Below are 24,685 nucleotides of genomic sequence, written 5' to 3' on the forward strand. Positions count from 1 at the left end.
CAGCGTGCCCATCCACCTCGACGAGCCCCGTCGCGGAGGCGCAGCACTCGTTCGACGTCTTCCCGTCAATCCGCAGCGCCCACGTCGTCCGCGCAGTCGAACACTTCCTCGACTGGGCCCACGCTCAGGCGTTGACCCCGGTCAACGAGAAAAACTCCTGACGCGACCGGGCATCCTCACGCAGCGTGCCCATCAAGGTAGACGTCACCGTGGACGAGCCGGTCGCCTGCACGCCGCGCAGGGTCATGCAGGTGTGTTCGGCCTCGATCACCACGCCGACGCCCTTCGGGGACAGCTGGTCGCCGAGCCAGCCCGCGATCTGCTTCGTCAGCCGTTCCTGCACCTGCGGGCGGCACGCGAAATGCTCGACGACCCGCGCCAGCTTCGACAGTCCCAGGATCCGCTCGCCCGGCAGGTACCCGACGTGCGCGACCCCGATGAACGGCAGCAGGTGGTGCTCGCAGACCGACCGGACCGGGATGTCGCGGGCCAGCACCAGTTCGTCGTAGCCCTCGTCGTTGGGGAACGTGGTGAGGTCGAACGCGCGCGGCGTGAACAGCTCGGCGTACGCGCGGGCCATCCGGCCGGGGGTGCCGCGCAGGCTCTCCGAGTCGAGGCTGATGCCGAGCGCGCGCAGGAAATCCCCCGCAGCGTTTTCGGCCGCGGCCAGGTCGAAGCCGGGGACGGGCTCGTGGACGACGCGGAGGGCGGTTCCGGACGACTGCATGGGCGATCCTCGGGCTTCAGGCGGCGACAGGACAGGGTTTCGCCGATAAATCTTTGTCTTATTGCCCGGCGGAGTCAATGTGACCAGGTGAACAAGCCAGGTGGAGGGTTCCGGGAACCTCGCTGGGCGTTATCGTGGGTGTGTGACGAGTGACCTGGCGACCATCCGCGCGGTAGCGGCGCTGGACGAGGACCTGCGCCGGGGGATGTACGCCTTCATCCGCGACGCCGGCCGCCCGGTGACGCGCGAGGAGGCGGCCGCGGCGGTCGGCATCTCGCGCAAGCTGGCCGCGTTCCACCTGGACAAACTCGTGACGGCCGGCCTCCTGCGCGCCCGCTACGAGACCGTCGGCGGCGTCCGCAAGGTGGGCCGCGCCCCGAAGGTCTACGAACCCGCCGCGACCGACTTCGCGATCTCCATCCCGCCCCGGCAGCCGGACGTCCTGGCCGCGATCCTGGTGGACGCGGTCGCCTCGGCGGCCCCCGGCGAACCGGCCAGGGACGCCGCCCTGCGCGAGGCCGGACGACACGGCGCCGCCGCCGGAGCCGCCGAACGCGAACGCTCCCGCCCTGGCCGGCTGGGCACGGAACGCGGGCTGACCCTGACGAGCACCGTTCTGGCCCGGCATGGTTTCGAGCCGAACCGCGAGACGCCGGTGTGCCTGCGGCTGCGCAACTGCCCGTTCCAGCCGCTGGCCGGCCGCGCACCGGACCTGGTGTGCGGGATGACGGACCGGTTCTTGAGCGGGGTCGTGGAAGGACTCCAAGTACCGGGGGTGACAACGGCCCGGGTCGCGCCGCGCGATGGCGGGTGTTGCGTGGAGCTTCGCGGGACGGAGTCAGCCGGTAGCTGACCGGGGCCTGCGCGCGGTTCGGATCGAGCTCCCGGCTGAATCTCCGCGCAGGGGTGCCAGCGAGGTCGCCAAGCGGCGCGCGAATCGTCTCCGGGCTGGTTCTGCTGCGGAGAATCAGCCTTGTTCCGTGGCACCGCGCGGTCAGCACTCAGCAGTACGCAGTGCCCGACGCGAAACTAGCCGCCCGGCGACACCGCGCGCAGCACCCTTTCCACGTGGGCGGCGGGCCAGTCCTCCGTGAACGGCCGGGTGCGCAGGAGCCAGCGGTGGAAAACCGGGCCCAGCAGCAGTTCCGCGCCGTCTTCCGGGCATGCGACTTCGGCGCGGGCCAGGCGGTCGGCGATCGCGCGCAGTTGCGGGCCCAGCAGGCGGTCCAGGACTTCGGCGCCGATGGCCGGATCGGTTTGCAGTTCGGCGGTCACCGCGCGGAGCAGGCGGTCGGTCGCCGGATCAGTCAGTTCGGCGATCATGCCGCGGACCAGGGTTTCCAGATCCGCTCGAAGATCGCCGGTGTTCGGGATGGCGACTTCGCCGGAAGCGTCGAGGCTTTGCTCCAGCAGCGCGTCAAGCAGCACCGCGGCGGGCGAGGACCATGTGCGGTACAGCGTTTGCTTCCCGGCACCGGCGCGGGCCGCGATGCCCTCCATGGTCAGGCCGCCGAAACCGGATTCGGCGGCGAGGGAGAGCACCGCGGCGTGCACTCGGGCTCGGGTGCTGGCGCGTGCCATCTCAGATCTCCGCGTCGGAGAAACGCTTGTCCTGACGGTAATCCGTCAGCCGTCCGGACAGTGCTGCCGCGACCATTCCGGGGGCATCGGCACCGGTCAGGACGCGCAGGCGCTGGTCGGCGGGGTCGTTGACGTGCTGCAGGATCTCCGCGGCGATCTCGGCGGGCGGAGTGCCGCCGCCGGTGCCGGCGGTCGCCCACGGGACGGTCGTCGTGCCGAACATCCGCTCGCGCAACCCGTCGTACGCCGGGTTCGGGGCGGTGAACCGCATGCTGCCGGTCGCCCATTCGGTGTCCATCCCGCCCGGTTCGACAATGCTCACGCGCACGCCGAACTCCGCGACCTCCTGCGCGATCGCCTCGCTCATCCCCTCCAGGCCCCATTTGCTCGCGTTGTACAGCCCGAATCCCGGCACCGAACCGGCACCGCCGACCGAAGAGATCTGCACGACGTGCCCCGATTTCTGCTCGCGCAACACCGGCAGCGCGGCTTGGGTCAGCCACAACGCGCCCAGCAGGTTCGTCTCCAGAATGTCCCGCGCTTCCTCCTCGCTTACCTCCTCAGCCATGCCGACCAGTCCGTACCCGGCGTTGTTCACCACGACGTCCAGCCGGCCGAACTCGGCCACGGCCCGCTGCACGGTTTCCCGCGCGGCGGCCCGGTCCCGTACGTCGAGCACGTGCTCCACGACGTTCCGGTGTTCCGGCGCGCTGCCCGGCGTGCGGACGGTCGCCAGCACTCGGTCGCCCGCCTCCGCCGCGGCCAAAGCCAGCGCCTGCCCCAGGCCGCGGCTCGCTCCGGTGATCACCCATGTTCTCGTCATGCCGCCGACGCTAGCACGAAACGAGACGTACCGTCTCGTTTCGCTCTCCGTAAGCGGTTCAACCCTCCGCGGGATAGGCGAGATCGACCGGCTGCTCGGCCGGAGGTCCGTCCGGCCACCACTGCCCCGCGACGCGCACGAATCGGTACCACCGGCTGTCCCGTCCGTAGCGCAGCTGCACTGGCCCGGCCGTCACCCGGTTGCGCCACACCTTCACCTCCTCCGCCAACTCCGCGAGTTCCGCTCGTGCCACCGCCAACGGTCCGGGGCCGGGACTCCACACGTCCCGCAGTGCCGCGAGCCCGCTCCGGCCCGCTTCCCGCCACGCTTGCGCGGACACGATCAGCTCCGACGGCGCGACCTCGGCGGCAGCGGCCAGCCCGAAGACGTCCGCGCCCGGCCGGGCTGCTCGACGCGCCAGGTCCTCGGCGAAAGTCAAGTCCGCCAAGGCATCCCGGGCGTGCAGCAGGTCTAGCGCGAGCGACGCGGCGTCGGCGGCCAGGGCGGCGAGGCCGGCGGACGTCAGGCCGGAGCGCGCGGGCGGGTCGAGGTCGAGCACGGCGGGCGGACCGGGTTCGCCGGGGATCGCGGGCAGCGGCGGCAGCGGCGCGATCCGCCGTGCGTACGCCTTTTTCGGCGTCAGCCCGACCTCCGGCGCGCGAGCCGGGCGAGCGGCGCTGGGGGTCCGCAATTCGCGCAGTTGAGCCAAAACCTCGTCCCGGCCCCGGCCGCGCAGGGTGAACAGCACGAACGGATCGGCGTCCACCTCGTCGGCGACCAGGTAGTACACCGCCGCCACGTGTTTGCACGGATTCGCGCTGTCCGGACAGGAACAGCGCGGCCGCAGATCGCCTGGTCCGGGCAGCAGGTCGGCTCCCGACTCGCGCGACTGGACGGCCAGTTCCTCGGGCAGTTCGCCGTCGAGCAGGGCCGCGGCGTGCCCGAGGCGGCGACCGGCGACGTCGAGCAGCTTGTCCCATTCCGACGCGCTGAACTCGCGCATCCGGATCGCGACCCGGTACGGATCCGGACGGCTTCCCCGCACCCACGCGGTGATCTCGCCCGCGCTGATCGCCAGCTGGTCCACGACGCCCTTGCGCGCGTACGTCCGCCCGCGCGGCAGCCGGTTCGGATCCAGTTTGGCGCGCTGCTCCAGCGCCTCCACCCACGCCCGGCCCCACCACCGGTGGCCGAACGTCCGCCGCGGCGGCATCAGCCGCTCCCGAGCCGGACCAGGTCGGCGAGCTGGTCGTCGGACAGTTCGGTGATCCAGTCCTCCCCCGCCCCGACGACCGCGTCGGCCAGCCCGCGCTTGGTTTCCAGCACCGCGGCGACGCGTTCCTCCAGCGTGCCCTCGGCGATCAGCCGGTGCACCTGCACCGGCCGGTCCTGCCCGATCCGGTACGCGCGGTCGGTGGCCTGGTCCTCCACCGCCGGGTTCCACCAGCGGTCGTAGTGGATCACGTGCGTGGCCTGGGTGAGGTTGAGCCCGACGCCGCCCGCCTTGAGCGACAACAGGAACACCGGCACCTCGCCGGACTGGAACGCGGCCACCATCTCGTCCCGCTGCTTCGGCCCGACCTCGCCGGACAGCAGCGCGGTGGGCAGCCCGCGTTCGGCGAGCCGCCGCTCCAGCAACCGGCACAGCCGCACGTACTGGCTGAACACCAGCACGCTCTCGCCCTCGTCGAGGATGACGTCCAGCAGTTCCTCGAACGCGGCGAGCTTGCCCGACCGTCCGCTCAGCGCGCCGGTGCTTTCCTTGAGGTAGTGCGCCGGGTGGTTGCAGATCTGCTTGAGTTCGGTGAGCAGCTTCAGCACCTGGCCGCGCCGCTGGACCCCTTGTGCTTCCCGGATCTGCGCGAGGTTCTCCCGCACCACCGCCTCGTACAGCGTGGTCTGCTCGGCGGTGAGCGGGACGTACCGGTCGGTCTCGGTTTTCCGCGGCAGTTCCGGCGCGATGTCCGGGTCGGTTTTGCGGCGGCGCAACAGAAACGGGCGGACCGTCGCGGCGAGCCTTCCGGTGACCGTCTCGTCCCGGTCCCGTTCGATCGGCCGCGCCACGGTGCGGCGGAACTTCTCCAGCGGACCGAGCAGCCCCGGCGTGGTCCAGTCGAGCAGCGACCACAGTTCGGTGAGCCGGTTCTCCACCGGAGTGCCGGTAAGCGCGACGCGAGCCGCCGCCGGTACCTGCCGCAACTCTTTCGCCGTGGCGGACAACGGGTTCTTGACGTGTTGCGCCTCGTCCGCGGCGACCATGCCCCAGTCCACTTCGGACAGCAGCTCCCGGTCGCGGCGCAGCACCCCGTACGTGGCGAGCACGACCTCGCCCGGGGCCAGGTCGTCGAGATGCCGTCCGCCGCCGTGGAAGCGGCGCACCGGCACGTCCGGCGCGAACTTGCCGAACTCGCGTTCCCAGTTGCCCAGCAACGACGTCGGGCAGAGCACGAGCGTCGGGCCCGCGGCCTGTGCGCGGCGGTGCAGGTGCAGGGCGATGAGCTGGATTGTCTTGCCCAGTCCCATATCGTCGGCGAGGCAGGCGCCCAGGCCGAGTTCGGTCATCGCGATGAGCCAGCCGAGCCCAGCCCGTTGATACGGCCGCAGAGTGGCGGTGAGCCCAGCCGGTTCCTCGACCGGCGCGGGTTCCCTTTCCCGCAACCGCTCGGCGAGCCCCGACAGTGCTGGTTGCGGGGCGAACTCGACGCGTTCGCCGTCGACCTCCAGCTCACCGGTGAGCGCCGCGGCCAGCGCTTCCGCACCGGTGAGCCGCGAGCGCCGGGCCCGCATCCGCGCCAGCAAGGCGGGATCGAGTTTCACCCACTGCCCGCGCAACCGGACCAGCGGACGTTTGGCTTCGGCGAGCGCCGCGACCTCCTCGTCGGTGAGTTCGCTGCCGCCGAGGCTGAGCCGCCAGCGGAACTCCAGCAGGCCGTTGAGCGGGAACGCCGGACCGGATTCGCTCGCCGGAGCCTGCGTGACGCTCGCCTTCGCCCGTACTTCGCCGGCGAAAAGATCCTTGGGCCACAGGACTTCGATGCCCGCGCCGCCCAGGTCGCGCGCGCCGGTGCCGAGCAGGTCGACTACCTCGTCGTCGGTGAGCGGGAGCGTGGTCGGTGCCGGTTCGGACAGGATCCGGCCCAGCGGCGGCCAGGCTCGGGCGCCTCTCCGCAGGCCCAGCAGGAGCTGTGTTTCGACCTGGTCGCCCAGCCGGTGCAGGACCGCTTCGGGCGCGTCCCAGAGGGTGGCCGCTTCGACGACCAGGCTCGGTTCCAGGGTCGAGCGGACGGCGAGGACTCCGGCGAATTCCTCGTCGGTCGCTTCGATCCGCAGCAGCAGTTGTGCGCCGTCTGGGCTGCGGGCTTCCAGTTCGGTGAGCCAGGCCGCGCCGTCTGGGTCCAGCAGGGTGGGCTGTGATTCCGCGAATGCTGTGCCGCCGGAGCCGATCGCTGCAGCGGGACTGCGCACGAGGACGTCCGCTGCCGCGTCCCATACCGCGCGGACCAGGGATTCCGGTGAGTGCAGGCGGATTCGTTTCACGCCGGATAGGGGGAGGGCGTGTGCTTCGGGCGGCAATGCGGCGGCTAGTCCGCGGAGGAGTTCTTCGTCGGATGCGTCGAGGGGGCCTACTCGCCAGGTGCCCAGGCCGCTCGGGCTGGACGCTGGACGCAGGCGGCCGCGCGCTACCAGGTTCACTCCGGCGTTGACTACTGCTGACCAGGCTGACAAGGCTGGGCTGGTTTCGTCCGGTACTACGAGGAGGCGGGGGATCGCTTTCTCCAGCGGGACGAGTCTCGCCATTACCTCGGTGCGGGCGAATTTTCCGCCGCCGGGCAGGACTAGCTGGATCGGGGTGTCTCCCTCGATCTCGTCGCCCCACAGCGCCAGGACTCCCTCTCGCGGGGGATCCGAGGGGAGGTAGGTGGCTTGGGTGGTCTGGTCGAACTCCACTGGGGCACGGTAGCTCGTGGGTCTGACAGTTTTGCTCGTCGCCTGGCGGCGACATCGCTTGTGGTTGCGCGGGGCACCCCGAAGCTTGATTGTGCTGACGGTCTGAGGGTGCTTGTCAAGGCGGGAAAGATGCCTTGACAAGCACCCTCAGACCGCAGGAGAGCTTCGTATCGGGGTGCGGGGGTGGTGTGGGTGCACCGATCGTTGAGTGCATCGGTGGCGGTTTCGCATCGTGTGGGGCTAGCGCCCCAATGGGGATTTTTCATCCTGGTTTGTGCTGTTCATGGCGGGTTGACGGGGTGTGGTAGTTGTCAGGCCGGGGTGGGCTGGGCGGTGTCGCGGACGGCTTGTTCGTGCTGGGTGAGGACGAGCAGGGCGCGGACGAGGGTGGTGGCGTGGCGTGGTGCGATGCGGAGTTTGTCGAGGACGCGCCAGGTTTTGAGGGCGGCGAAGCCGCCCTCGACCGCGCAGCGCATCGCGTTGAACACGCTGTTGGCCTGTTTCTGCGGCTCGGTGAGCGGCCGGTTGGTTTCGGCTTTGAACGGGGTGAGCACGATCTGCGCGCAGGGGCCGCCGCAGTCCGGGCAGTGGCGGGTGTCGCGGACGTCTTTGTGCCAGCCCTGGTAGCCCTTGTCCGCGGCGGGGGTCAGGCCGTGGGCGTGGATGCGGTCGCGCAGCCGGTGGCGGCGGGCGGCGGTGATGTCGGCGGTCCTGCCCGGCAGCACGGCCGAGACCCACAGCAGCCGTCCGTGTTCGTCGGTGAGGCCTTGGACGTTGAGGCCGTGGTGTTTGTGCTTGCCGCTGTAGTTGCGGCGATTGTCTGTGCCGGTGCGGCGGCGGGTGCGGATCAGGGTCCCGTCGGCCAGCACCACCACCGCGCCGCGGGCGGCCAGCCGCCGCAGCACCCGCCCCAGCCGCGGCGCCCGGGCCGCGAGCAGGTCGATGGCCTCCAGCAGCCAGCGGCGCAGCGTGGCGGCCGACACCGCGTTGGCGCGGGACAGGTCCAGCAGCCGCTGGTCGTGGCGCAGCATCGCCAGCACCAGCACCGCCTGCTCGGCCGGGGACGCCTTGCGCCACCGCGACCCGATCGCCCGGCGGCGGCGGCCGATCAACCCGGCCAGCATCGCGATCGTGGGCGGCGACACCGGCAACACGCTGCGATACGAGGCCAGAACCTGCTGTGAGACAGTGAGAGCGGAGCCCCCGGACGTTTTTTCTCGAGTCACGACTTGATCAACATCCGGGGGCTCCGCCGCGTTCCCGCCCGGCCCACGCCCGCCCCGCAACTCCGTTACAGCACAACCACAACCAGCCCCGTCAACCCCACCTAACCAGCACCAACAAGATGAAAAATCCCCAATGTGGCATTGGGTGCATGTGACGCACCCAATGTGGCGTTCGGTGCGTGGGACGCACCCAATGCCGCATTGGGGCGCTAGCCCGAGCGGGCGCGAGGTGAGCGGGCGCGAAGCGAGTGGGCGCGGGACGAGCGGACGTGGCGCGAGCGGGCCGTGAAGGGCTCCTTGAGGGAATCCAAGTCCGGGAAGGGGCCCCTCACGGCCGTCACGGACCGTCGTGGGGCGCCGAGGGGCGTGAGGGGAACCCTCACGGAATCAGATTCCCTCAGGGTGGCCCTCACGCCCGCGGCTATTTGTCCAGCAGCAGGTGGACGGAGAGTTCCAGGCGGCTGGCCACATCGGCAGCGGAGGCGCGGCGGGTCACCCAGGCGACGAGGTTCGCCATCCACACATCGGCGACTACGTGGAAGATGTCGCGGTCCGCTTCGGTGGGGTCGTCGATGCCCATCGCGCTCGCGAACATGTCTTCCATCAGCCTGCCGACCAGTTCGACCTCGGCGGCCGCGGACGTGTCGGCGAACATGAACGCGCGCACCATCGCCTCGGTGAGGTGCGGATCGCGCTGCATCAGGCGGGTGTTGCGGCCCAGGACGAACATCAGGCGTTCGGCGGGGGTTTCGCCGGGGATCGCGCTTCGTTGAATCTTTTCGTGCGCGGCCTCGAACTGCTGAGCCAAGCCTGACACGAGCAGGTGAATCTTCGACGGGAAGTACCGGTAGAGCGTGCCCAGCGCGACGTCCGCCTTTTCGGCGACCGCGCGCATTTGCACCGCGTCGTAGCCGCCCTTTGAGGCCAGCGAGAGCGTCGCGTCGATGATGCGGCGGCGGCGGTCCCGCTGGGCCGCGGAGCCCAGTTCCTCGCCCATCGCGCCGAGGCCGTTCGCCCGCGTTTTCGCCGCCGGCGTCTTCGCCTTCCCCGGCATCGCAATCCCCTCTGTCGTCACGCAAGCCGTCTTGCGGAACTCGTTCCAGTTTCCGGCTAAGCGTACCTGCCCTGGAGAAAGGTTCAACTCTCGACCGCCTGGCGGAAAAACTGTAACACGTTCTACACTCGCCAGTAGCTCTGTACCCCGCGAGGAGGAGACCGATGCCGGTCGCGCTCACCGAGGAACAAACCGCGCTCGCCGCCGCTGTGCGGGATTGGGCGGCGGCACACGATCCGGTCGCCGCTGTGCGCGCGGCCGAAACCACGGGGGCCAGTCTCCCGGACGGGTTCGCCGCGCTCGGCATTACCGGCGTCGCGTTGCCTGCGTCGGTGAACGGTGCGGACGGGACAGTCGCAGATCTCGCGGCCGGGCTCGCTGCCGCGGCGGAAGCGCTGGTGCCGGGGCCGCTGCTGAGCACCGCGCTGGCGGGGCTGCTGCTCGCGGAGCATTCGAAGGAGCTCGCCGCCGAGATCGCCGAGGGGACTGCGCAGGTCGCGGTGCAGTTGGAAGAGTCGGCGACCGTGCCTGGCGCGGACGCCGAATCATGGTTGCTCGTGCCGCGCGGCGATCGGTATGTCTTGAGCCCGCCCGGAACAGCGGTGGAACCGTTGGCGCCCTTCGACTTTTCCCGGTCGCTCGGGCGGGTCGGGGCCGACGTGCCGGGCGAGGTGCTGGACCTGCCGGACGTCCGCGATCTCGCGGCGACGCTCGCGGTCGCGGAAGCGGCGGGCGTGGCGCGCTGGTGCCTGACGACGGCCGTCGAGTACGCCAAGGTCCGGGAGCAGTTCGGCCAGGTGATCGGCGCTTTCCAGGCGGTGAAACACCTCTGCGCGGAGATGTTGTGCCGCACCGAAGCGGCCGAGGCGCTGGCATGGGACGCGGCTTCGTCGGTCGGCGACCCGCTGGCCGTCGCGAGCGCTGCGGCGGTGGCGTTGGACGCTGCCGTCGAGAACGCGAAGGACTGCATCCAGGTGCTCGGCGGGATCGGGTTCACCTGGGAGCACGAGGCGCACCTGTACCTGCGGCGCGCGTTGGCGTTGCGGCAGTGGCTCGGCGGTTCCCGGAAGTGGCGGCAGCGGGCCGCGGACCTGGCGCTGGCCGGGAAGCGGCGGACGCTTGGGGTGAACGTCGGCGAGGATGCCGAGGTGACCCGGCTGGTCGCGGAAATCGCTGCCCTGCCGGAAGAAAACCGCCGTACCGCGCTCGCGGACTCGGGGCTGCTGGCCCCGCACTGGCCCCAGCCATACGGCATGGGTGCGGACGCGGCGACGCAGCTGCGGATCGACGCCGCCTTGACCGCGGCGGACATCCGGCGGCCGGACATGGTGATCGGCGGCTGGGCAGTGCCGACGATTCTCGCGCACGGCACCGACGACCAGCGCGAACGCTTCGCCAAGCCGACGCTCCGCGGCGAAGTGACGTGGTGTCAGCTGTTCAGCGAACCGGGTGCCGGCTCGGATCTCGCGTCGCTGCGCACCGTGGCGCGCCGGACCGACGGCGGCTGGCTGCTGACCGGACAGAAGGTGTGGACGTCGATGGCGCACGAAGCGGATTGGGCGATCTGCCTCGCCCGCACCGACCCGGATGTGCCGAAGCACAAGGGAATCACGTACTTCCTCGTCAACATGCGCGCCGACGGAATCACCACGCGACCGCTGCGCGAGATCACCGGGCGGAGCGTGTTCAACGAGGTTTTCCTGGACGACGTCTTCGTTCCGGACGCCGATGTCGTCGGCGAGCCTGGCGCGGGTTGGAAGCTCGCGCGCACGACGCTGGCGAACGAACGCGTCGCGCTGGGCCGCGGTTCTGCGGTCGGCGAGAACGTGGAGGCGCTGCTGGAATCCGCGCCCGAGGACGTGGATCGCGACCGGCTCGGCGCGTTGATCGGACAAGGCAGCGCGTGTTCGGTGCTCGACCTGCGGGCGACGCTGCGGCGGCTGGACGGGCTCGGGCCGGGGGCGGAATCGTCGGTGGCGAAGCTGCTCGGGGTGCGGCATCGACAGGAAACAGCCGAGTTCGCCCTCGACCTCGCGCCGGAGCTGGTCGCGGAAACCCCAGCGGCGCAAGAGTTTCTGCTCACCCGTTGCCTCTCCATCGCGGGCGGCACCACGCAGGTCCTGCTCTCCGCCGCCGCGGAACGCGTGCTCGGTCTCCCCCGCTGAACGTCCGTGAAGGACTCCTCGAGGCGATCGAGGAGTCCTTCACGGCACGTCACTCGGCGCGGAAAGCAGCGGCGAGTCGGGCGTATTCGTCCAGCAGCGCCAGCGTTTCCGCCTCCGGCAGCGTCGGCAGCATGATCCCGTAGTGGTCCAGCCCGGCGTCGGCGTACTGCTTGATCGCGTCCGCGTCGGCCGGTCCGCCGAAGAGCTGCGACGGCATGTCCCCGCGGCCCGCCTCGGCGAGCTGCTGCCGCACGCGGCGCACGTCGTCCGGCGACACCGCGGGGTTCGGGATCCAGCCGTCGCCGTGCTCGATCAGCCGCTTCAGCGCCGCGTCGCTCGCACCGCCGACCAGGATCGGCGGATGCGGCGTCCGCACCGGCTTCGGCCACGCGAAGATCGGGTCGAAGTCGATGTGCTTGCCGTGGAACTCCGCCTGCTCCTGCGTCCAGATCGCCTTCAGCGCGGCGATCTGCTCGTTCAGCAGCGCGCCCCGGGTCTTCGGGTCGGTGCCGTGGTTGGCCATTTCCTCGCGGTTCCACCCGGCTCCGACGCCGAAGGCGAACCGTCCGCGCGACACCAGGTCGAGCGACGCCGCCTCCTTCGCGGTGTGGATGACGTCGCGCTGGATCAGCAGCACGACGCCGGTGCCCAGCACCAGCTCCGAGGTGTTCACCGCGGCCGCGGTCAGCGCCACGAACGGGTCGAGCGTGCGGTAGTAGATGCGCGGCAGCTCGCCCCCGCTGGGGTACGGCGTTTCGCGGCTCGCCGGGATGTGCGAGTGCTCCGCGAGGAAGAGCGACGCGAACCCGCGCTCCTCCGCCGCCTCGCCCAGCACGTCGGGCCGGATGCCTTCGTCGGTCACGAACGTCGAGATCCCGAAATCCATGCCTCCTTCTACTCCGCGGATCGGACAGGTATTCCCGCGGGCTGTTGACAGATCACCGGTCCGGTCCGCTAGCGTTAAATCATCACCCGTTGAATAGGGAGGCTCCGGATGGACGTGACGGACGTCGACTTCGAGGAGATGTACCAAGGCAAGACCCCGATCGGGGAGAAGATCCCGTGGGACATCGCCGGCCCGCAGCCCGCGGTGGTCGCGCTCGAAGCGGACGGCGGATTCCGCGGCGAAGTGCTCGACATCGGTTGCGGCCTAGGCGAAAACGCGTTGTACCTCGCGTCTCGCGGACACCGCGTCACAGGTCTCGACGGCGCGCCGACCGCGCTCGCACGGGCGCGCGAAACCGCCGCGAAGCGCGGCCTGGAGGTCACCTTCGACCAGGCCGACGCAACCCGGCTCGACGGGTACGAAGGCCGCTTCGACGCGGTCCTCGACAGTGCGCTTTACCACTGTCTCGACGAAGAGCAGCGGCATGCGTACGTGGCGGCGCTCGGGCGCGCGACCAAGCCCGGCGCGCGGCTGAACATCTTCTGCTTCTCCGACTCAGTGCCGGCGAACTTCCCGGTGCCGTACCGGATCACCGAGCAGAATCTGCGCGAAACGGTCGGCGACGGCTGGGCGATCAGCGCGCTCGAACCAGCCGTCTACACCACCGCGATGAGCCGCGAGGGCCTCATCGCCGCGGTCGCCGCCGTCTCGGAGGACGAAAAGCCGGACCCGACCGCGCTCGACGCGTTGGACGTCGACGAGCAGGGCCGGGTCCTCGTCCCGATGTGGCGGCTGGCGGCCGACCGGGCGTGACGGGTCAGACGTTGCGCCGGTACTGGCCGCCGACCTCGAAGAACGCCTCGGTGATCTGACCGAGCGAGCACACCCGCGCGGCATCCATCAGCACGTCGAACAGGTTGCCGCCGCGGGTGGCCGCGTCGCGCAGCGCCTTGAGCGCCTGCTGTGCCTCCTCGCGGTGCCCCTGCTGGAATTCGGCGAGCCTGCGCAGCTGGGACTGCTTCTCGTCCTCGGTCGCGCGGGCCAGCTCCACCTCGACGTCGTCCTCCCCCGCATTCGGGTTGCGGAAGGTGTTGACGCCGATGATCGGCAGCGAGCCGTCGTGCTTCTTGCGTTCGTACAGCAGCGATTCGTCCTGGATCCGGCCGCGCTGGTAGCCGGTCTCCATCGCGCCGAGCACGCCGCCGCGTTCGGAGATCCGGTCGAACTCGGTGAGCACGGCCTCCTCGACCAGGTCGGTCAGCTCGTCGATGACGAACGAACCCTGCAGCGGGTTCTCGTTCTTCGACAGGCCCCACTCCTTGTTGATGATCATCTGGATGGCCATCGCACGCCGCACCGAGGACTCCGACGGCGTGGTGATCGCCTCGTCGAACGCGTTGGTGTGCAAGGAGTTCGCGTTGTCGTACAGCGCGCACAGCGCCTGCAGCGTGGTGCGGATGTCGTTGAAGCTCATCTCCTGCGCGTGCAGCGACCGGCCGGACGTCTGCACGTGGTACTTGAGCTTCTGCGACCGGTCGTTCGCGCCGTACCGCTCGCGCATCGCCACCGCCCAGATCCGCCGCGCGACCCGGCCGAGCACCGAGTACTCCGCGTCCATCCCGTTGGAGAAGAAGAACGACAGGTTCGGCGCGAAATCGTCGATGTCCATGCCGCGCGCCAGGTACGACTCGACGTAGGTGAACCCGTTGGCGAGCGTGAAGGCCAGCTGCGAGATCGGGTTCGCCCCGGCCTCGGCGATGTGGTAGCCGGAGATCGACACCGAGTAGAAGTTGCGCACCCCGTGCTGGATGAACCACTCCTGGATGTCGGCCATCATCCGCAGGCTGAACTCGGTGGAGAAGATGCAGGTGTTCTGGCCCTGGTCTTCCTTGAGGATGTCCGCCTGCACGGTGCCGCGCACGTTCCGCAACGCCCATTCGCGCAGCTGCGCCGCCTCGTCCGCGGACGGCTCGCGCCCGTGCTCCTCGCGGAACGCGGCGAACTTCTGGTCGATCGCGGTGTTGAGGAAGAACGCGAGGATCGTCGGCGCGGGGCCGTTGATCGTCATCGACACCGAGGTGTTCGGCGCGGTCAGGTCGAACCCGTCGTAGAGCGCCTTCATGTCGTCCAGCGTCGCGATGGAGACGCCGGAGGTGCCGACCTTGCCGTAGATGTCCGGGCGGGTGTCCGGGTCGTGGCCGTAGAGGGTGACCGAGTCGAACGCCGTCGACAGCCGCTTGGCCTCGGAATCGGCCGACAGCAGCTTGAACCGGCGGTTGGTGCGGAACGCGTCGCCCTCGCCGGCGAACATCCGCGCCGGGTCCTCGCCCTCGCGCTTGAACGGGAACACGCCCGCGGTGTACGGGAAGTAGCCGGGCAGGTTTTCCCGGCGCAGGAAGGAAAGCAACTCGCCGGACTCGGTGTAGCGCGGCAGCGCCACGCGCGGGATCCGGTTGCCGGACAGGGTTTCCCGCCACAGCTGGGTGTGCAGTTCCTTGTCGCGGATCTTCACGACCAGCTCGTCCTGCCGGTAGTCCGCGGCGAGCGCCTGGAACCGCTCGAGCAGCTTGGTGGTCTCGCCGGCCACGTCGGACTCCGCGGCGGCGAGCAGGCCGTCCAGCGCGTCGGTTTTCGCGTCCACTTCGGACAGTGCGGCCTTGGCGGCGGCGAGGTGCTCGCGCTTGCGTACCGCGGCGACCTGCTTCTCGGTCTGCTCGTGGTACCCGCGCACCGTCTCGGAAATGTCGGCGAGGTAGCGCGCCCGATTGCCCGGGATGATCGTGCTGGCGTCCGTCGAGACCTTGCCCGAAACCGCCGGCAGCGTACCGGCGGACACCGACAGCCCGCGATCGGCGAGCATGTCGCGCAGGTGCTGGTACAACGCGGTCACGCCGTCGTCGTTGAACTTCGCCGCGCTCGTGCCGTACACCGGCATCTCTTCGGGCGCGGAGCCGAACGCCTCGCGGTTGCGCACCAGCTGACGCGCGACGTCGCGACGCGCGTCCTCGGCGCCGCGGCGCTCGAACTTGTTGATCGCGACCACGTCGGCGAAGTCGAGCATGTCGATCTTCTCGAGCTGCGACGCGGCGCCGAACTCCGGCGTCATCACGTACAGCGACTCGTCCACGTAGTCGACGATGCCCGCGTCGCCCTGGCCGATGCCCGGCGTCTCCACGATCACCAGGTCGAATCCGGCCGCCTTGCAGGCGAGGATCGACTCGCTCAGCCCGGTCGGGATCTCGCCGCCGGTGGTGCGGGTGGCGAGCGAACGGAAGTACACCGGCGAACCGTCGAGGCAGTTCATCCGGATGCGGTCGCCGAGCAGCGCGCCGCCGCCCTTGCGCCGCGACGGGTCCACCGCGAGCACCGCGATGCGCAGCTTGTCTTCCTGGTCGAGCCGGAAACGGCGGATCAGCTCGTCGGTGAGCGAGGACTTGCCGGAACCGCCGGTGCCGGTGATACCGAGAACCGGCACGTGCTTCTTCCCGGCGGCCTCGTTGATTGCCGTGAGCCATTCCTCCGGCAGGTTTTCGCGCTGCAGCTGGGTGATCACCCGGGCAAGCGCCTGTACGTCGCCGGACAGCAGCTTGTCGACCGAGGCGGGCGGCTGCGCGGACAGGTCGCTGTCGCACTCCTTGATCATCAAGTTGATCATGCCCGGCAGGCCCATCTCGTAGCCGTCTTCGGGCGAGAAGATCCGCGCCACGCCGCGCGAATGCAGCAGGTCGATCTCCTCGCGCACGATGACGCCACCGCCGCCGCCGAACACCTTGATGTGCCCCGCGCCGCGCTCGTTCAGCAGCTCCACGAGGTAGCTGAAGTACTCGACGTGCCCGCCCTGGTAGGCGGAGATGGCGACGCCCTGGACGTCCTCGGCGATCGCGGCCGTGGCCACCTCGTCGACGGACCGGTTGTGGCCGAGGTGCACCACCTCCGCGCCCTGGGACTGCAGGATCCGGCGCATGATGTTGATCGAGGCGTCGTGGCCGTCGAACAAGCTGGATGCCGTGACGAACCGGACCGGGTTCGCGGGACGGTACAGGTCGCTGCCGCTCATCCTCCCAATTTACTAGGACTTCCTACTATTGGAAACCCGAGCCCGAGGTGACCAGGCTCTCAAGGGTTGACATCGGAGCTATATTCAACTCATTAGTTAATTAACCAAGTGATTGAGCACCGAGGCCGACAGATCAGCTGAGCACCACGTTCGCCGCCCTGGCGGACCCGACCCGGCGCGCGATCCTCGCCCGGCTCACCCGCGGCGAGGCCACCGTCAACGAGCTGGCCGAGCCGTTCGAGGTGAGCCTGCAGGCCGTCTCGAAGCACCTGAAAGTGCTGGAGCAGGCCGGATTGATCAGCCGAGGCCGCACCAAGCAGTGGCGCCCGTGCCGCCTGGAAGCGGGCCCGCTGGCGGACGTCGCCGGCTGGGTCGCGGAGTACCGGCGGTTCTGGGAGTCCGGATTCGACCGCCTGGACGAGCACCTGCGGCAGTTGCAGGAGGGGGCGGAATGAGCGAGCTGACCATCGTGCGGGTCTTCGACGCACCACGGGACCTGGTGTTCCAGGCCTGGACCGATCCGGCGCACCTCGCGAGCTGGTTCGGCCCGCACGGCTTCGTCGCGTCCGAGACCAGCACGGACCCGCGCCCCGGCGGGACCTGGCACACCCGGATCACCAGCGCTGATGACGGCATCGACCGCCGGGTGTCCGGCGTCTACCGCGAGGTCTCGGCACCATCCCGGCTCGTGTTCACGTTCCGCTGGCAGCACCCGGAGGACGAAGTCGGCGAAACGCTCGTGACCATCGATTTCGCTGAACTGGCAGGAAAAACTTCGATGACGTTCCACCAAGCTCCGTTCCCGGACATCGCCGAGCGCGACGGCCACATCGACGGCTGGCAGTCCGGGTTCGAAGATCTCGACCGCATACTGGAGGACCTGAAATGACCGCCGCACTCCCCCGCGTCGTCTCGCCCGAAGAATGGGCCAGCGCCCGCGAATCGTTGCTGCGCAAGGAAAAAGAACACACGCGCGCAGGCGACCGGCTGGCCGCCGAACGTCGCCGGATGCCCATGGTCCGCTTCGCGAAGCAGTACGAATTCACTGGTCCGGAAGGCACGCGAAGCCTGCTCGACCTGTTCGACGGCCGCCGCCAGCTGATCGTCTATCACTTCATGCTGTACCCCGGCGACGAAGCGGGCTGCCCCGGCTGCTCCCTGCTCGTGGACAACATGAGCAACCTCGCGCACCTGCACGCCCGGGACGTCACGCTCAAGGTCGCCGCACCCGCGACGCCGCCGGAGATCGAGCGGTACTGGGCCAGGATGGGCTGGACGATCCCGTGGGTTTCCGCCGCGGGCACGGATTTCCCGGCGGACTGCGGCATCGACGGCGGCTTCGGCGTGAGCGTGTTCCTCCGCGACGGCGACGACGTCTACCGCACCTACTTCACCGACGGCCGCGGCGGCGACCAGTTCATCAGCACGCTGCGGTACCTCGACGTCACCCCGTTCGGACGGCAGGAGGCATGGGAAGAAGAGTCCCGCGGCACCGACGCACCCAGCAGCTGGTGGCGCCGCCACGACGAGTACTGAGAACTCTCCCGCGCGACGGCCGCGCGGAACTGCAGGTGCTCGACGTCAAGCGCTCAAGGCAGAGAAAAACCGGGTCACCCAAGCGTGACCCGGTTTTCGCTTACTGGTGCGCTTTCGCCGCGCGCAACGCGATCCACTGCCGCATCGCGTACTCGACCAGCGTGATCAGCGTCTGCTTGGTCGATTCCCGCTCCCGGGCGTCGCACCGGACGATCGGAATGCTCGCATCGATCGACAGCGCCTCGCGCACATCATTGATGTCGTGTTCCAGCACGCCGTCGAACGTGTTCACGCCGACGATGTACGGCAGGCCGCGGTCCTCGAAGAAGTCGATCGGCGCGAACGAGTCCGCGAGCCGCCGGGTGTCGGCGAGCACGACCGCACCGATCGCGCCGCGCACCAGGTCGTCCCACATGAACCAGAACCGCTGCTGGCCGGGCGTGCCGAACAGGTAGAGGATCAGGTCCGCGTCGAGCGAGACGCGGCCGAAGTCCATGGCGACCGTGGTGGTCGTCTTGTACGGCGTCTGGTCGAGGTTGTCGATGCCGCGGCTGGCGTCGGTCATCATCGCCTCGGTGGTGAGCGGGACGATTTCCGACACCGAGCCCACGAAGGTCGTCTTGCCCGCTCCGAAGCCGCCCGCCACCACGATCTTCGCCGATGTCATGGTCGGGGGCGCGGTTTCCCGCGGTGCCTTAAAGCCGACGGAGTCCACTCAAAACCCTTTCCATCAACATCAAGTGTGCTTCGGCGCCGTCCTGGCCCGAGATCGTCCGGTGCACGGTGACGAGACCGGCGTCGGCCGCGTCGCTGATCAGCACCCGCGCCACCCCCAGCGGCACCGACAGCACCGCGGCGATCTCCGCCACCGAACGCGGGGTCCGGCACGCTTCCATGATCGAGATGCTCTCGATCTGCTCCGCCGCCGCCTGGGGGAAGCCCCCCGCGGCGACATGGTCCTTGGTGGAGATCAACGTCTCCAGTTCGAGCGCGTAGTTCGCCCGGGTGCGCCCGCCGGTGAGAGCGTACGGGCGCACGATCGACGTCTCCTCGGCCGGGTCCACCCGATCGTGGCGCTCGGGCCGGACGATCGCCGACGGCATCGAGAACTCGCCGCTCGGCGGTCCCGGGTCGAAGAGCCCGCCTGGTCTGGGGCCGTCGGAGTCCGTACTGCCCGGTGGAGAGACGAGAGAGGTCACACCATCTCCTTGGTCGGCCTGCGGCACGGGTGCCGCAGGCGGGTCCGCTGCCGCGTGCGCTCCCGCGGCGGGCGGCACTGGGGACTGGGATTCCTTCTTTTCTTTGCCGCTCTTCTTCCGTTTTCTGCGCGAGCGGCCCGAATCAAGGCTGAACCCGTTGAGGACGTCGGCGAACGTGCCGTCGTCCCCGGCGGCGGGCTCGTCCCCGCGCGGGGGCTCGCCGCCGGTACCGGGCTCTTCGCCGAACAATCCGGACCCCTGGCTCATCGCGCCATCATCCCACCGGTTCGCCGATCAGCGAGCCCCCGGCGCCCTGCAGCTGCGCGCGCAGCTCCGGGGTCAGGATCTGGCCGACGCGGTCGACGAGCATCGTCATCTCGTAGGCGACCTGCCCGATGTCGCAGTTGGGCGCGGCGAGGATCGCCAGGCAGGAGCCGTCGCTGATGGACATCAGCACCATGATGCCGAGCTCCATCTCGACCACGGTCTCGCGCACCGAGCCCGCCTCGAAACAGCGGGCGGCCCCCTGGGTGAGGCTGACGAGCCCGGACGCCACGGCGGCGAGCTGGTCGGCGCGGTCGAGCGGCAGCCGGTTGGAGGCCGTCAGCAGGAGACCGTCGGCCGACACGACGACCGCGTGCGCGACGCCCGGGACGCGGTCGGCGAAGTCGTTCACCAGCCAGCCGAACTGGTTCTGCTGCGGCTGGGCCGCATTCGGCGAGGTCATTCACCCTCCAATGTTTCGTGGTTCTTCTCAGCGGCCTGCGCGGTGCGGTGCCTGCCGCGCTGGATCCCCTGCTGGAAACTGCTCAGGCGACCGCGCACGTCGTGCGCATCGCGGGACGGACGGGGGCTCGCCGACCCGGCGGGCGGCGGTGCGCTGCCGGGAAGAAGCTGTTCTCCTCGGCGGCGCCGAGGCAATCCTGCCGAAGTGAAGGAAGCGGGTGTCGACTGGGACACCGACTGGACCGTCCGCCACCCTTCGTCGGAACCGAAGTTCCACTCAGCGGCGCCTTCGGCAGGAGTCGTGGAGGGGCTGGCCGACCCGTCCGAACCGGCGGGCTCGGCGGGGGTCGGCGGGGCGTCCTGCCCGGCGGAGGACTGCCGCGACGGAGCCTGTCCCGGCACCAGCGGCTGACCCCACAACCCGGTCTGCTGCCCCGGCGTCGCGGTCTGGCCCGGCACGTTCTGCCCGGGCACCCGGGTCTGGCCCAGTCCGCCGGCCAATCCCTGCGCCGAAGCCGAAGCCGCCGGAGCCGAAGCCGGGTCCGCCGTCGTGCCGGACTGTTCCGCCTTCTCCGCCTGCTGCCCCGGCGCGGCGGCCGGAGGCTGCGCGGCGCGCCACGTCGTCAGCGGCGAAGCCTGGCCCGGGTTCTCGGCGGGCTTGCCCCACAAGGAGGTCTGCTCCGTGCTCGGGGACTCGGCAGGCGCGGAAGCCTGTCCGTTCGCCGAAGCCGGGCTGTCCGTCTTCTCCGGCGTCGCGGTCTGGCCGTTGGCCGAAGCCTGCGCCGCCTGCGACGCGGGCGTCTGCCCGGTGCCGGAGACCGCGGCCTCGAGCCCGGCCACAGCGGCCGGGACCTGGTTCGGGTCGGCGGTCGGCGGAGGCGGCGGGAGGCTGCTCGCGCCCTTGCGGCGGGTCGGCAGGCTGTCCGGCTTGTCCGGCCGGACGGTCCGATCCGGTTGCGGCGCGGGCAGTTCCGTGCGCGCGGCGGGCTCCTGGCGCGGCCAGCCGCCGTCCGGGTCGAACGCCGGGGGCACGGCCGGGACGGGAGCCGTCTCGTCCGGCGAGTCCGCGTCCGCGGGGCGGGTGCCGAACCCGGCGGGCGCGTCCGTCGCGCCGAACGGGGCGGTCGAACCCGGGGTGCGCTGCGGCATCCCGCCGGGCCGGTTCTGCTCGGCGGGAACGCCGAACGCACCCGCGACCGTCTGCCGCCGCCGGACCGCCGCGTCGTGGGCGCGGGCCCGCTCCGGCGAGGGCGCCGTCGTGGCGCCCGTAGCGTCCGCGGCCGGGGAATCCGCTGTGGCGCCAGTGGTTTCCGGCGCGGTCCCGCGGACTTCCTGACGTCCGCGCGTGACGCCGCGCTGGAAGCTGTTCAGCCGTCCCCGCACGTCCGCGGGGTCGCGGACCGGGAGGTCGCTGCCCTGCGTTTCGGCCGCGGGAGCCGCCGGTTCCGGCGTGGCGCTGCCCGGCATGAGCTGTTCGCCGCGACGGCGCCGGGGCAGGCCCGACTTGGTGAACGCGGTCGGCTCCACTTGGGACAGTGCCTGCACCGTCCGCCAGTTTTCGTCGCTCGCGAAATCCCAATTGCGCTGCTGCTGGTCGGAATCCGCTTCCGGCTCCGCAGCGGCTGTGCCGGACGCGGGCGAAGCCGCCGGGGAGGCGGCCGCGGGCGGCGGCTGCGCGGGCGAACGGAACCAGGCCGACAGCATCTCGTCGAAGATCGGCGTGTTCTCGATCGTCGTCTCCGCCGCGGACGGCGGCGGGACCTCCGGCACCTGCTGCGCGGCCTGGTTCCACCAGTCGCTCAGCGTCGTCGCGTTGGCCGCGGAGAACAGGTCCTTGCCCGAGGGCAGTTCGCCGTCGCGCTCGTCGCGGGTTTCCGCGGCCGGTTCCGGTTCGGGCTCCGGACGCGGCGGCGGGACGTCGACGGTCTGCGGCAGCTTCGGCGCGGGCGGCGGCGGGGCGGGCGTGTCGTCGTCGCGCGGGATCGGGCTGAACAGCGCGGTCCCGGACACCTCGAGATCGGACGGCGGACGCGCGACCTTGTCCCCGGAGAACCCGGCGAGGTCGCCCGCCGAGGGCCAGCGCTGCGTTTCCTCGGAGTTGCTGCCCTGCTGCGGAACGAGACCCGGCACGGCCGAACCGTTGGAGGCCGGACGCTGGCGCCGCGGCAGTCCGCCGGGAGCGGCGGGCGGGGCGGCGAGGCTCGCCTTGGGACCGGGCAGCTGGCCGGGTTCGCCCCGGTCGCCGGGCACCGTGGCCAGTCCGGTCATCACCAGCTCCGGCGGCACCACCACGGTGGCCCGCACGCCGACGATGTCCTTGCCGCCGTGCAGCGAAACGCCGATGCGGTGGCGGCCGGCGAGGCGGCCGACCACGAACAGGCCCATCCGGCGCGAGGTCGCGAGGTCGACCGAGCCCGAGTCGGTGAGCCGGCCGTTGGCCTCCACCACCTCGTACTCGTTCATGCCAATGCCCTTGTCGAGGATGTCGACGTTGAGCGAACCGTCCTCGGCGAGCCGCGTCGCGACCGTCACCTGCGTTTCCGGCGCGGAGAACGCGGTCGCGTTGTCCAGCAGCTCCGCGATGAGCCGCTGGACGTCGCTCGCGGCGAACCCGACGATCTTCACCGCGGGCGGGTGCTGCACCGAAACCCGTTGGTACTGCTCGATTTCCGACACCGCGGCGCGCAGCACGTCGTGCGTGGCGACCGGCTGGCCGGAACGGCGGCCCGGCTCGGCGCCGGAGAGGACCATCAGGTTCTCGTTGTTGCGCCGCATCCGGGTGGCGAGGTGGTCGAGCTGGAACAGCGTGGCGAGCTGGTCGGCGTCCTCCTCGTCGCGCTCCAGCCGCTCGATCAGCTGCAGCTGCCGCTGCACGAGGCTCTGGCTGCGCCGCGACAGGTTGACGAACACGCTGGAGTAGCCGGCGCGCATGGCGGCCTGTTCGGTCGCCAGCTTCAGCGCCTGGCTGTGCACCTTCTCGAACGCCCGCGCGACCTCGCCGACCTCGTCCTGCACCTGGACCGGCACCGGTTCGACCTCGACGCTCTGCGCGCGGCCCTCCTGGATGTTGCGGACCGCCTCGGGCAGGTCCTTCTCCGCGACGTCCAATGCGGACCGTCGCAGGACCTTCAGCGAGCGCAGCAGCTGGCGGGCGATGACGAACACGACCGCGGCGGCCGCGGCGAGCGCCGCGAACAGCAGCACGGCGAGCAGACCGGCGCTGCTGCCCGCGTCCTCGACCAGCTGGGACGACGCGGCGGTCAAGTCGGTGCTCATCCGGCCGGAGACCTCGGACAGCTGCGAGGTCACCGCGTTCGAGGCGTTGTTCCACTCCTGCGCCGAAATCCGCTTGAGCGCGTCGTCGGTCGAGACGCCCTGACCGCCGAGCACGGTGCCGAGCATCCGCTTGCGGTCGTAAGAGGTGTCCGGCTTGATCGTGCTCTCGAAGTCGAGCCGCTGCGGCGCAGTGGCGGCGGCGTTGAAGTCGGCGACGCGGTCGTCGAACCGCAGTTCCGCGTCGCGCACGTCGCTCAGCTGCTGCGGGGTCAGCGTGCCCGCGGAGATGCCGTAGCCCACCAGGGACTGGGTGACCGACACCTGTTCCTTGGCCGCTTCGAGGTCGTGCAGCGCGCTCGGGGTGCTGCCGAGCGCGTCGGCGCTCGCGCCCGCCGACACCGCGGTGTCGGCTCCGATCAGCGCGCTGGTGACGGCGTTGTAGTCGCCGACCGCCTCGGCCGCGTTCAGCAGGCCGGCCCCGACCTGCTGGCGGATCACCGCGATCTCGTTGACCTGCGCGTTCGCCGAGTTCACCGCGCCGGACACGCTCGAACCGTCGGCGCCGACCCGGGCGGCTGCCTCGGTGAACGGCGCGACCGCGGCGTCGGTGGCCGCGCGGGCGGCCTTCAGTTCCGGGGTGACGCCCGAGGTGCCCGCGATGAGCTGGGCGGCGGTCTGGGTGCGTTCGCGCTGAAGCCCGTCGGTGAGCGCGCGCAGCTGGGTGCTCAGCGCGACGAGCCGGTCGATCCGCTGGTAGTCGCTCGAGCGCGAGACCTGGCCCGCGATGGCGGTGATGCCGAGGACGAGCGCGAGCACGATGGGGACGATCGTGACCGCCGACAGCTTGACCGGCAGGCTCCAGTCCCGCCAGCGCAACGCCGCCCGCCAGCCCGACGACCAGCGCGGCCGCTTGGGCGGGCGGCCGAGCAGCTTTTCCACAGGCACTTGGCCTTCTCCTGCAACGGTCACGAAAGTGACTCCCTGTCCGGCGTCGTGGCGGCCCGTCGGCGGTCCCCTCGGTCCTCCGTGCTCCCGGTGCGCAGCGCGCTTCCGGCGCGGAGTCCCGCGGTCCGCCTGCCCGCGCGTCCGACCGGGGGCGGGCACGACCGGGTCGATCCTTCACCGGTCCGGGAGACGATCGGCTTCCCGGGACTATGCACGTGCACGACGCAACTTGCGGACTGCACGGCGGTGGTCGAGATCAACTTGTCTGCGCCTATCGATCGCTGCGGGCGGCTGGGGCCAAAGAATCGTACACCAATCGCCGCCTGCGTTATTGCGTTCCGCATCGGGGGGCTGACCTGGGAAAATAGTCAAAACTCGGGAACGCGGAGCCACGGATTCGCACCCGGCCGCCCGGCGCGGGAATTCCGGTTACCCGGCGCTCTCGGCTTCGGCGTCCGGCCGTCACCCGATTAGCCCACACAGGGTAAGCGACACCCTCGATGGGACTACGCTCCGTGCCCCCATCGGGTGGGTGC

General features: G+C 70.5%; 19 protein-coding genes and 1 pseudogene. 7 read left to right on the forward strand and 13 right to left on the reverse strand.

Annotated elements, in window-relative coordinates:
* Nucleotides 1–29: 29 nt before the first annotated feature.
* Nucleotides 30–161, forward strand: a pseudogene (locus DMP23_RS47980) (alpha/beta hydrolase); the annotation flags it as partial.
* Here the strand turns inward: DMP23_RS47980 and folE are convergent.
* Entirely contained in the window at nucleotides 125–727 is a 603-nt protein-coding gene (folE, locus tag DMP23_RS04745) for a GTP cyclohydrolase I FolE (RefSeq protein WP_037809932.1), read from the reverse strand. The pseudogene DMP23_RS47980 and the gene folE overlap by 37 nt on opposite strands.
* Before the next feature lie 142 nt (nucleotides 728–869).
* Between folE and DMP23_RS04750 the strand changes: the two genes are divergently transcribed.
* Complete coding sequence (locus DMP23_RS04750) at nucleotides 870–1,580, forward strand: helix-turn-helix transcriptional regulator (RefSeq protein WP_134668215.1); 711 nt, start codon at nucleotides 870–872, stop codon at nucleotides 1,578–1,580.
* Between the two features lie 176 nt (nucleotides 1,581–1,756).
* Here DMP23_RS04750 and DMP23_RS04755 read toward each other — a convergent pair whose 3' ends face one another.
* The 6 genes from DMP23_RS04755 to kstR all read right to left on the reverse strand — a co-directional run bounded on the left by DMP23_RS04755 (nucleotide 1,757) and on the right by kstR (nucleotide 9,359).
* Complete coding sequence (locus DMP23_RS04755) at nucleotides 1,757–2,308, reverse strand: TetR/AcrR family transcriptional regulator (protein WP_134668216.1); 552 nt, start codon at nucleotides 2,306–2,308, stop codon at nucleotides 1,757–1,759.
* 1 nt (nucleotide 2,309) lies between these two features.
* A complete protein-coding gene (locus tag DMP23_RS04760; RefSeq protein WP_337820279.1) occupies nucleotides 2,310–3,131 on the reverse strand; it encodes an SDR family NAD(P)-dependent oxidoreductase in 822 nt (273 codons plus the stop codon).
* A 58-nt stretch (nucleotides 3,132–3,189) separates the two neighbouring features.
* Nucleotides 3,190–4,344, reverse strand: coding sequence for an SWIM zinc finger family protein (locus DMP23_RS04765; protein WP_337820280.1), 1,155 nt, complete (start codon nucleotides 4,342–4,344; stop codon nucleotides 3,190–3,192).
* Entirely contained in the window at nucleotides 4,344–7,079 is a 2,736-nt protein-coding gene (locus tag DMP23_RS04770; protein ID WP_337820281.1) for a DEAD/DEAH box helicase, read from the reverse strand. The genes DMP23_RS04765 and DMP23_RS04770 overlap by 1 nt, the downstream gene beginning before the upstream one ends.
* Before the next feature lie 311 nt (nucleotides 7,080–7,390).
* Nucleotides 7,391–8,224, reverse strand: a complete 834-nt coding sequence (locus DMP23_RS04775; protein WP_337820282.1) for a transposase family protein — start codon at nucleotides 8,222–8,224, stop codon at nucleotides 7,391–7,393.
* A 502-nt stretch (nucleotides 8,225–8,726) separates the two neighbouring features.
* Complete coding sequence (gene kstR / locus DMP23_RS04780; protein WP_037809922.1) at nucleotides 8,727–9,359, reverse strand: cholesterol catabolism transcriptional regulator KstR; 633 nt, start codon at nucleotides 9,357–9,359, stop codon at nucleotides 8,727–8,729.
* A gap of 164 nt (nucleotides 9,360–9,523) precedes the next feature.
* On the opposite strand from kstR, the gene DMP23_RS04785 reads away from it, so the two are divergent.
* Nucleotides 9,524–11,524 (forward strand): acyl-CoA dehydrogenase, encoded by a 2,001-nt coding sequence (locus DMP23_RS04785; RefSeq protein ID WP_337820283.1) that lies wholly within the window; start codon nucleotides 9,524–9,526, stop codon nucleotides 11,522–11,524.
* Nucleotides 11,525–11,573: 49 nt separating this feature from the next.
* Here DMP23_RS04785 and DMP23_RS04790 read toward each other — a convergent pair whose 3' ends face one another.
* Nucleotides 11,574–12,410: an LLM class F420-dependent oxidoreductase gene (locus DMP23_RS04790; protein ID WP_337820284.1), complete on the reverse strand. Its 837-nt coding sequence runs from the start codon at nucleotides 12,408–12,410 to the stop codon at nucleotides 11,574–11,576.
* 108 nt (nucleotides 12,411–12,518) lie between these two features.
* On the opposite strand from DMP23_RS04790, the gene DMP23_RS04795 reads away from it, so the two are divergent.
* On the forward strand, nucleotides 12,519–13,223 hold the full coding sequence (locus DMP23_RS04795) for a class I SAM-dependent methyltransferase (RefSeq protein WP_337820285.1): 705 nt from the start codon (nucleotides 12,519–12,521) through the stop codon (nucleotides 13,221–13,223).
* 4 nt (nucleotides 13,224–13,227) lie between these two features.
* Here the strand turns inward: DMP23_RS04795 and icmF are convergent, their stop codons facing one another.
* Nucleotides 13,228–16,467, reverse strand: coding sequence for a fused isobutyryl-CoA mutase/GTPase IcmF (icmF, locus tag DMP23_RS04800; RefSeq protein ID WP_337820286.1), 3,240 nt, complete (start codon nucleotides 16,465–16,467; stop codon nucleotides 13,228–13,230).
* A 137-nt stretch (nucleotides 16,468–16,604) separates the two neighbouring features.
* On the opposite strand from icmF, the gene DMP23_RS04805 reads away from it, so the two are divergent.
* The 3 genes from DMP23_RS04805 to DMP23_RS04815 are packed head-to-tail and all read left to right on the forward strand — an operon-like array spanning nucleotide 16,605 to nucleotide 18,003.
* Nucleotides 16,605–16,922, forward strand: a complete 318-nt coding sequence (locus DMP23_RS04805; protein WP_337824362.1) for an ArsR/SmtB family transcription factor — start codon at nucleotides 16,605–16,607, stop codon at nucleotides 16,920–16,922.
* The gene (locus DMP23_RS04810) at nucleotides 16,919–17,356 is read left to right on the forward strand and encodes an SRPBCC family protein (protein WP_275294115.1); all 438 of its coding nucleotides are present in this window, start codon (nucleotides 16,919–16,921) and stop codon (nucleotides 17,354–17,356) included. The genes DMP23_RS04805 and DMP23_RS04810 overlap by 4 nt, the downstream gene beginning before the upstream one ends.
* A complete protein-coding gene (locus tag DMP23_RS04815) occupies nucleotides 17,353–18,003 on the forward strand; it encodes a DUF899 domain-containing protein (RefSeq protein ID WP_337820287.1) in 651 nt (216 codons plus the stop codon). The genes DMP23_RS04810 and DMP23_RS04815 overlap by 4 nt, the downstream gene beginning before the upstream one ends.
* Before the next feature lie 100 nt (nucleotides 18,004–18,103).
* On the opposite strand, the gene DMP23_RS04820 is transcribed toward DMP23_RS04815, so the two are convergent.
* From DMP23_RS04820 to DMP23_RS04835, 4 genes are read right to left on the reverse strand one after another with little or no spacing between them, the layout of a single operon-like run.
* Entirely contained in the window at nucleotides 18,104–18,718 is a 615-nt protein-coding gene (locus DMP23_RS04820; protein ID WP_081654960.1) for a GTP-binding protein, read from the reverse strand.
* Nucleotides 18,699–19,469: a DUF742 domain-containing protein gene (locus tag DMP23_RS04825; protein ID WP_205673277.1), complete on the reverse strand. Its 771-nt coding sequence runs from the start codon at nucleotides 19,467–19,469 to the stop codon at nucleotides 18,699–18,701. The genes DMP23_RS04820 and DMP23_RS04825 overlap by 20 nt, the downstream gene beginning before the upstream one ends.
* Nucleotides 19,470–19,476: 7 nt before the next feature.
* On the reverse strand, nucleotides 19,477–19,929 hold the full coding sequence (locus DMP23_RS04830) for a roadblock/LC7 domain-containing protein (RefSeq protein ID WP_037809909.1): 453 nt from the start codon (nucleotides 19,927–19,929) through the stop codon (nucleotides 19,477–19,479).
* Complete coding sequence (locus DMP23_RS04835) at nucleotides 19,926–24,149, reverse strand: sensor histidine kinase (RefSeq protein ID WP_337820288.1); 4,224 nt, start codon at nucleotides 24,147–24,149, stop codon at nucleotides 19,926–19,928. Before DMP23_RS04835 ends, DMP23_RS04830 begins: the two co-directional genes overlap by 4 nt.
* Nucleotides 24,150–24,685: the final 536 nt, after the last annotated feature.

This window comes from Amycolatopsis sp. A1MSW2902 (genome assembly GCF_017312175.1).
Taxonomy (GTDB): domain Bacteria; phylum Actinomycetota; class Actinomycetes; order Mycobacteriales; family Pseudonocardiaceae; genus Amycolatopsis; species Amycolatopsis nivea.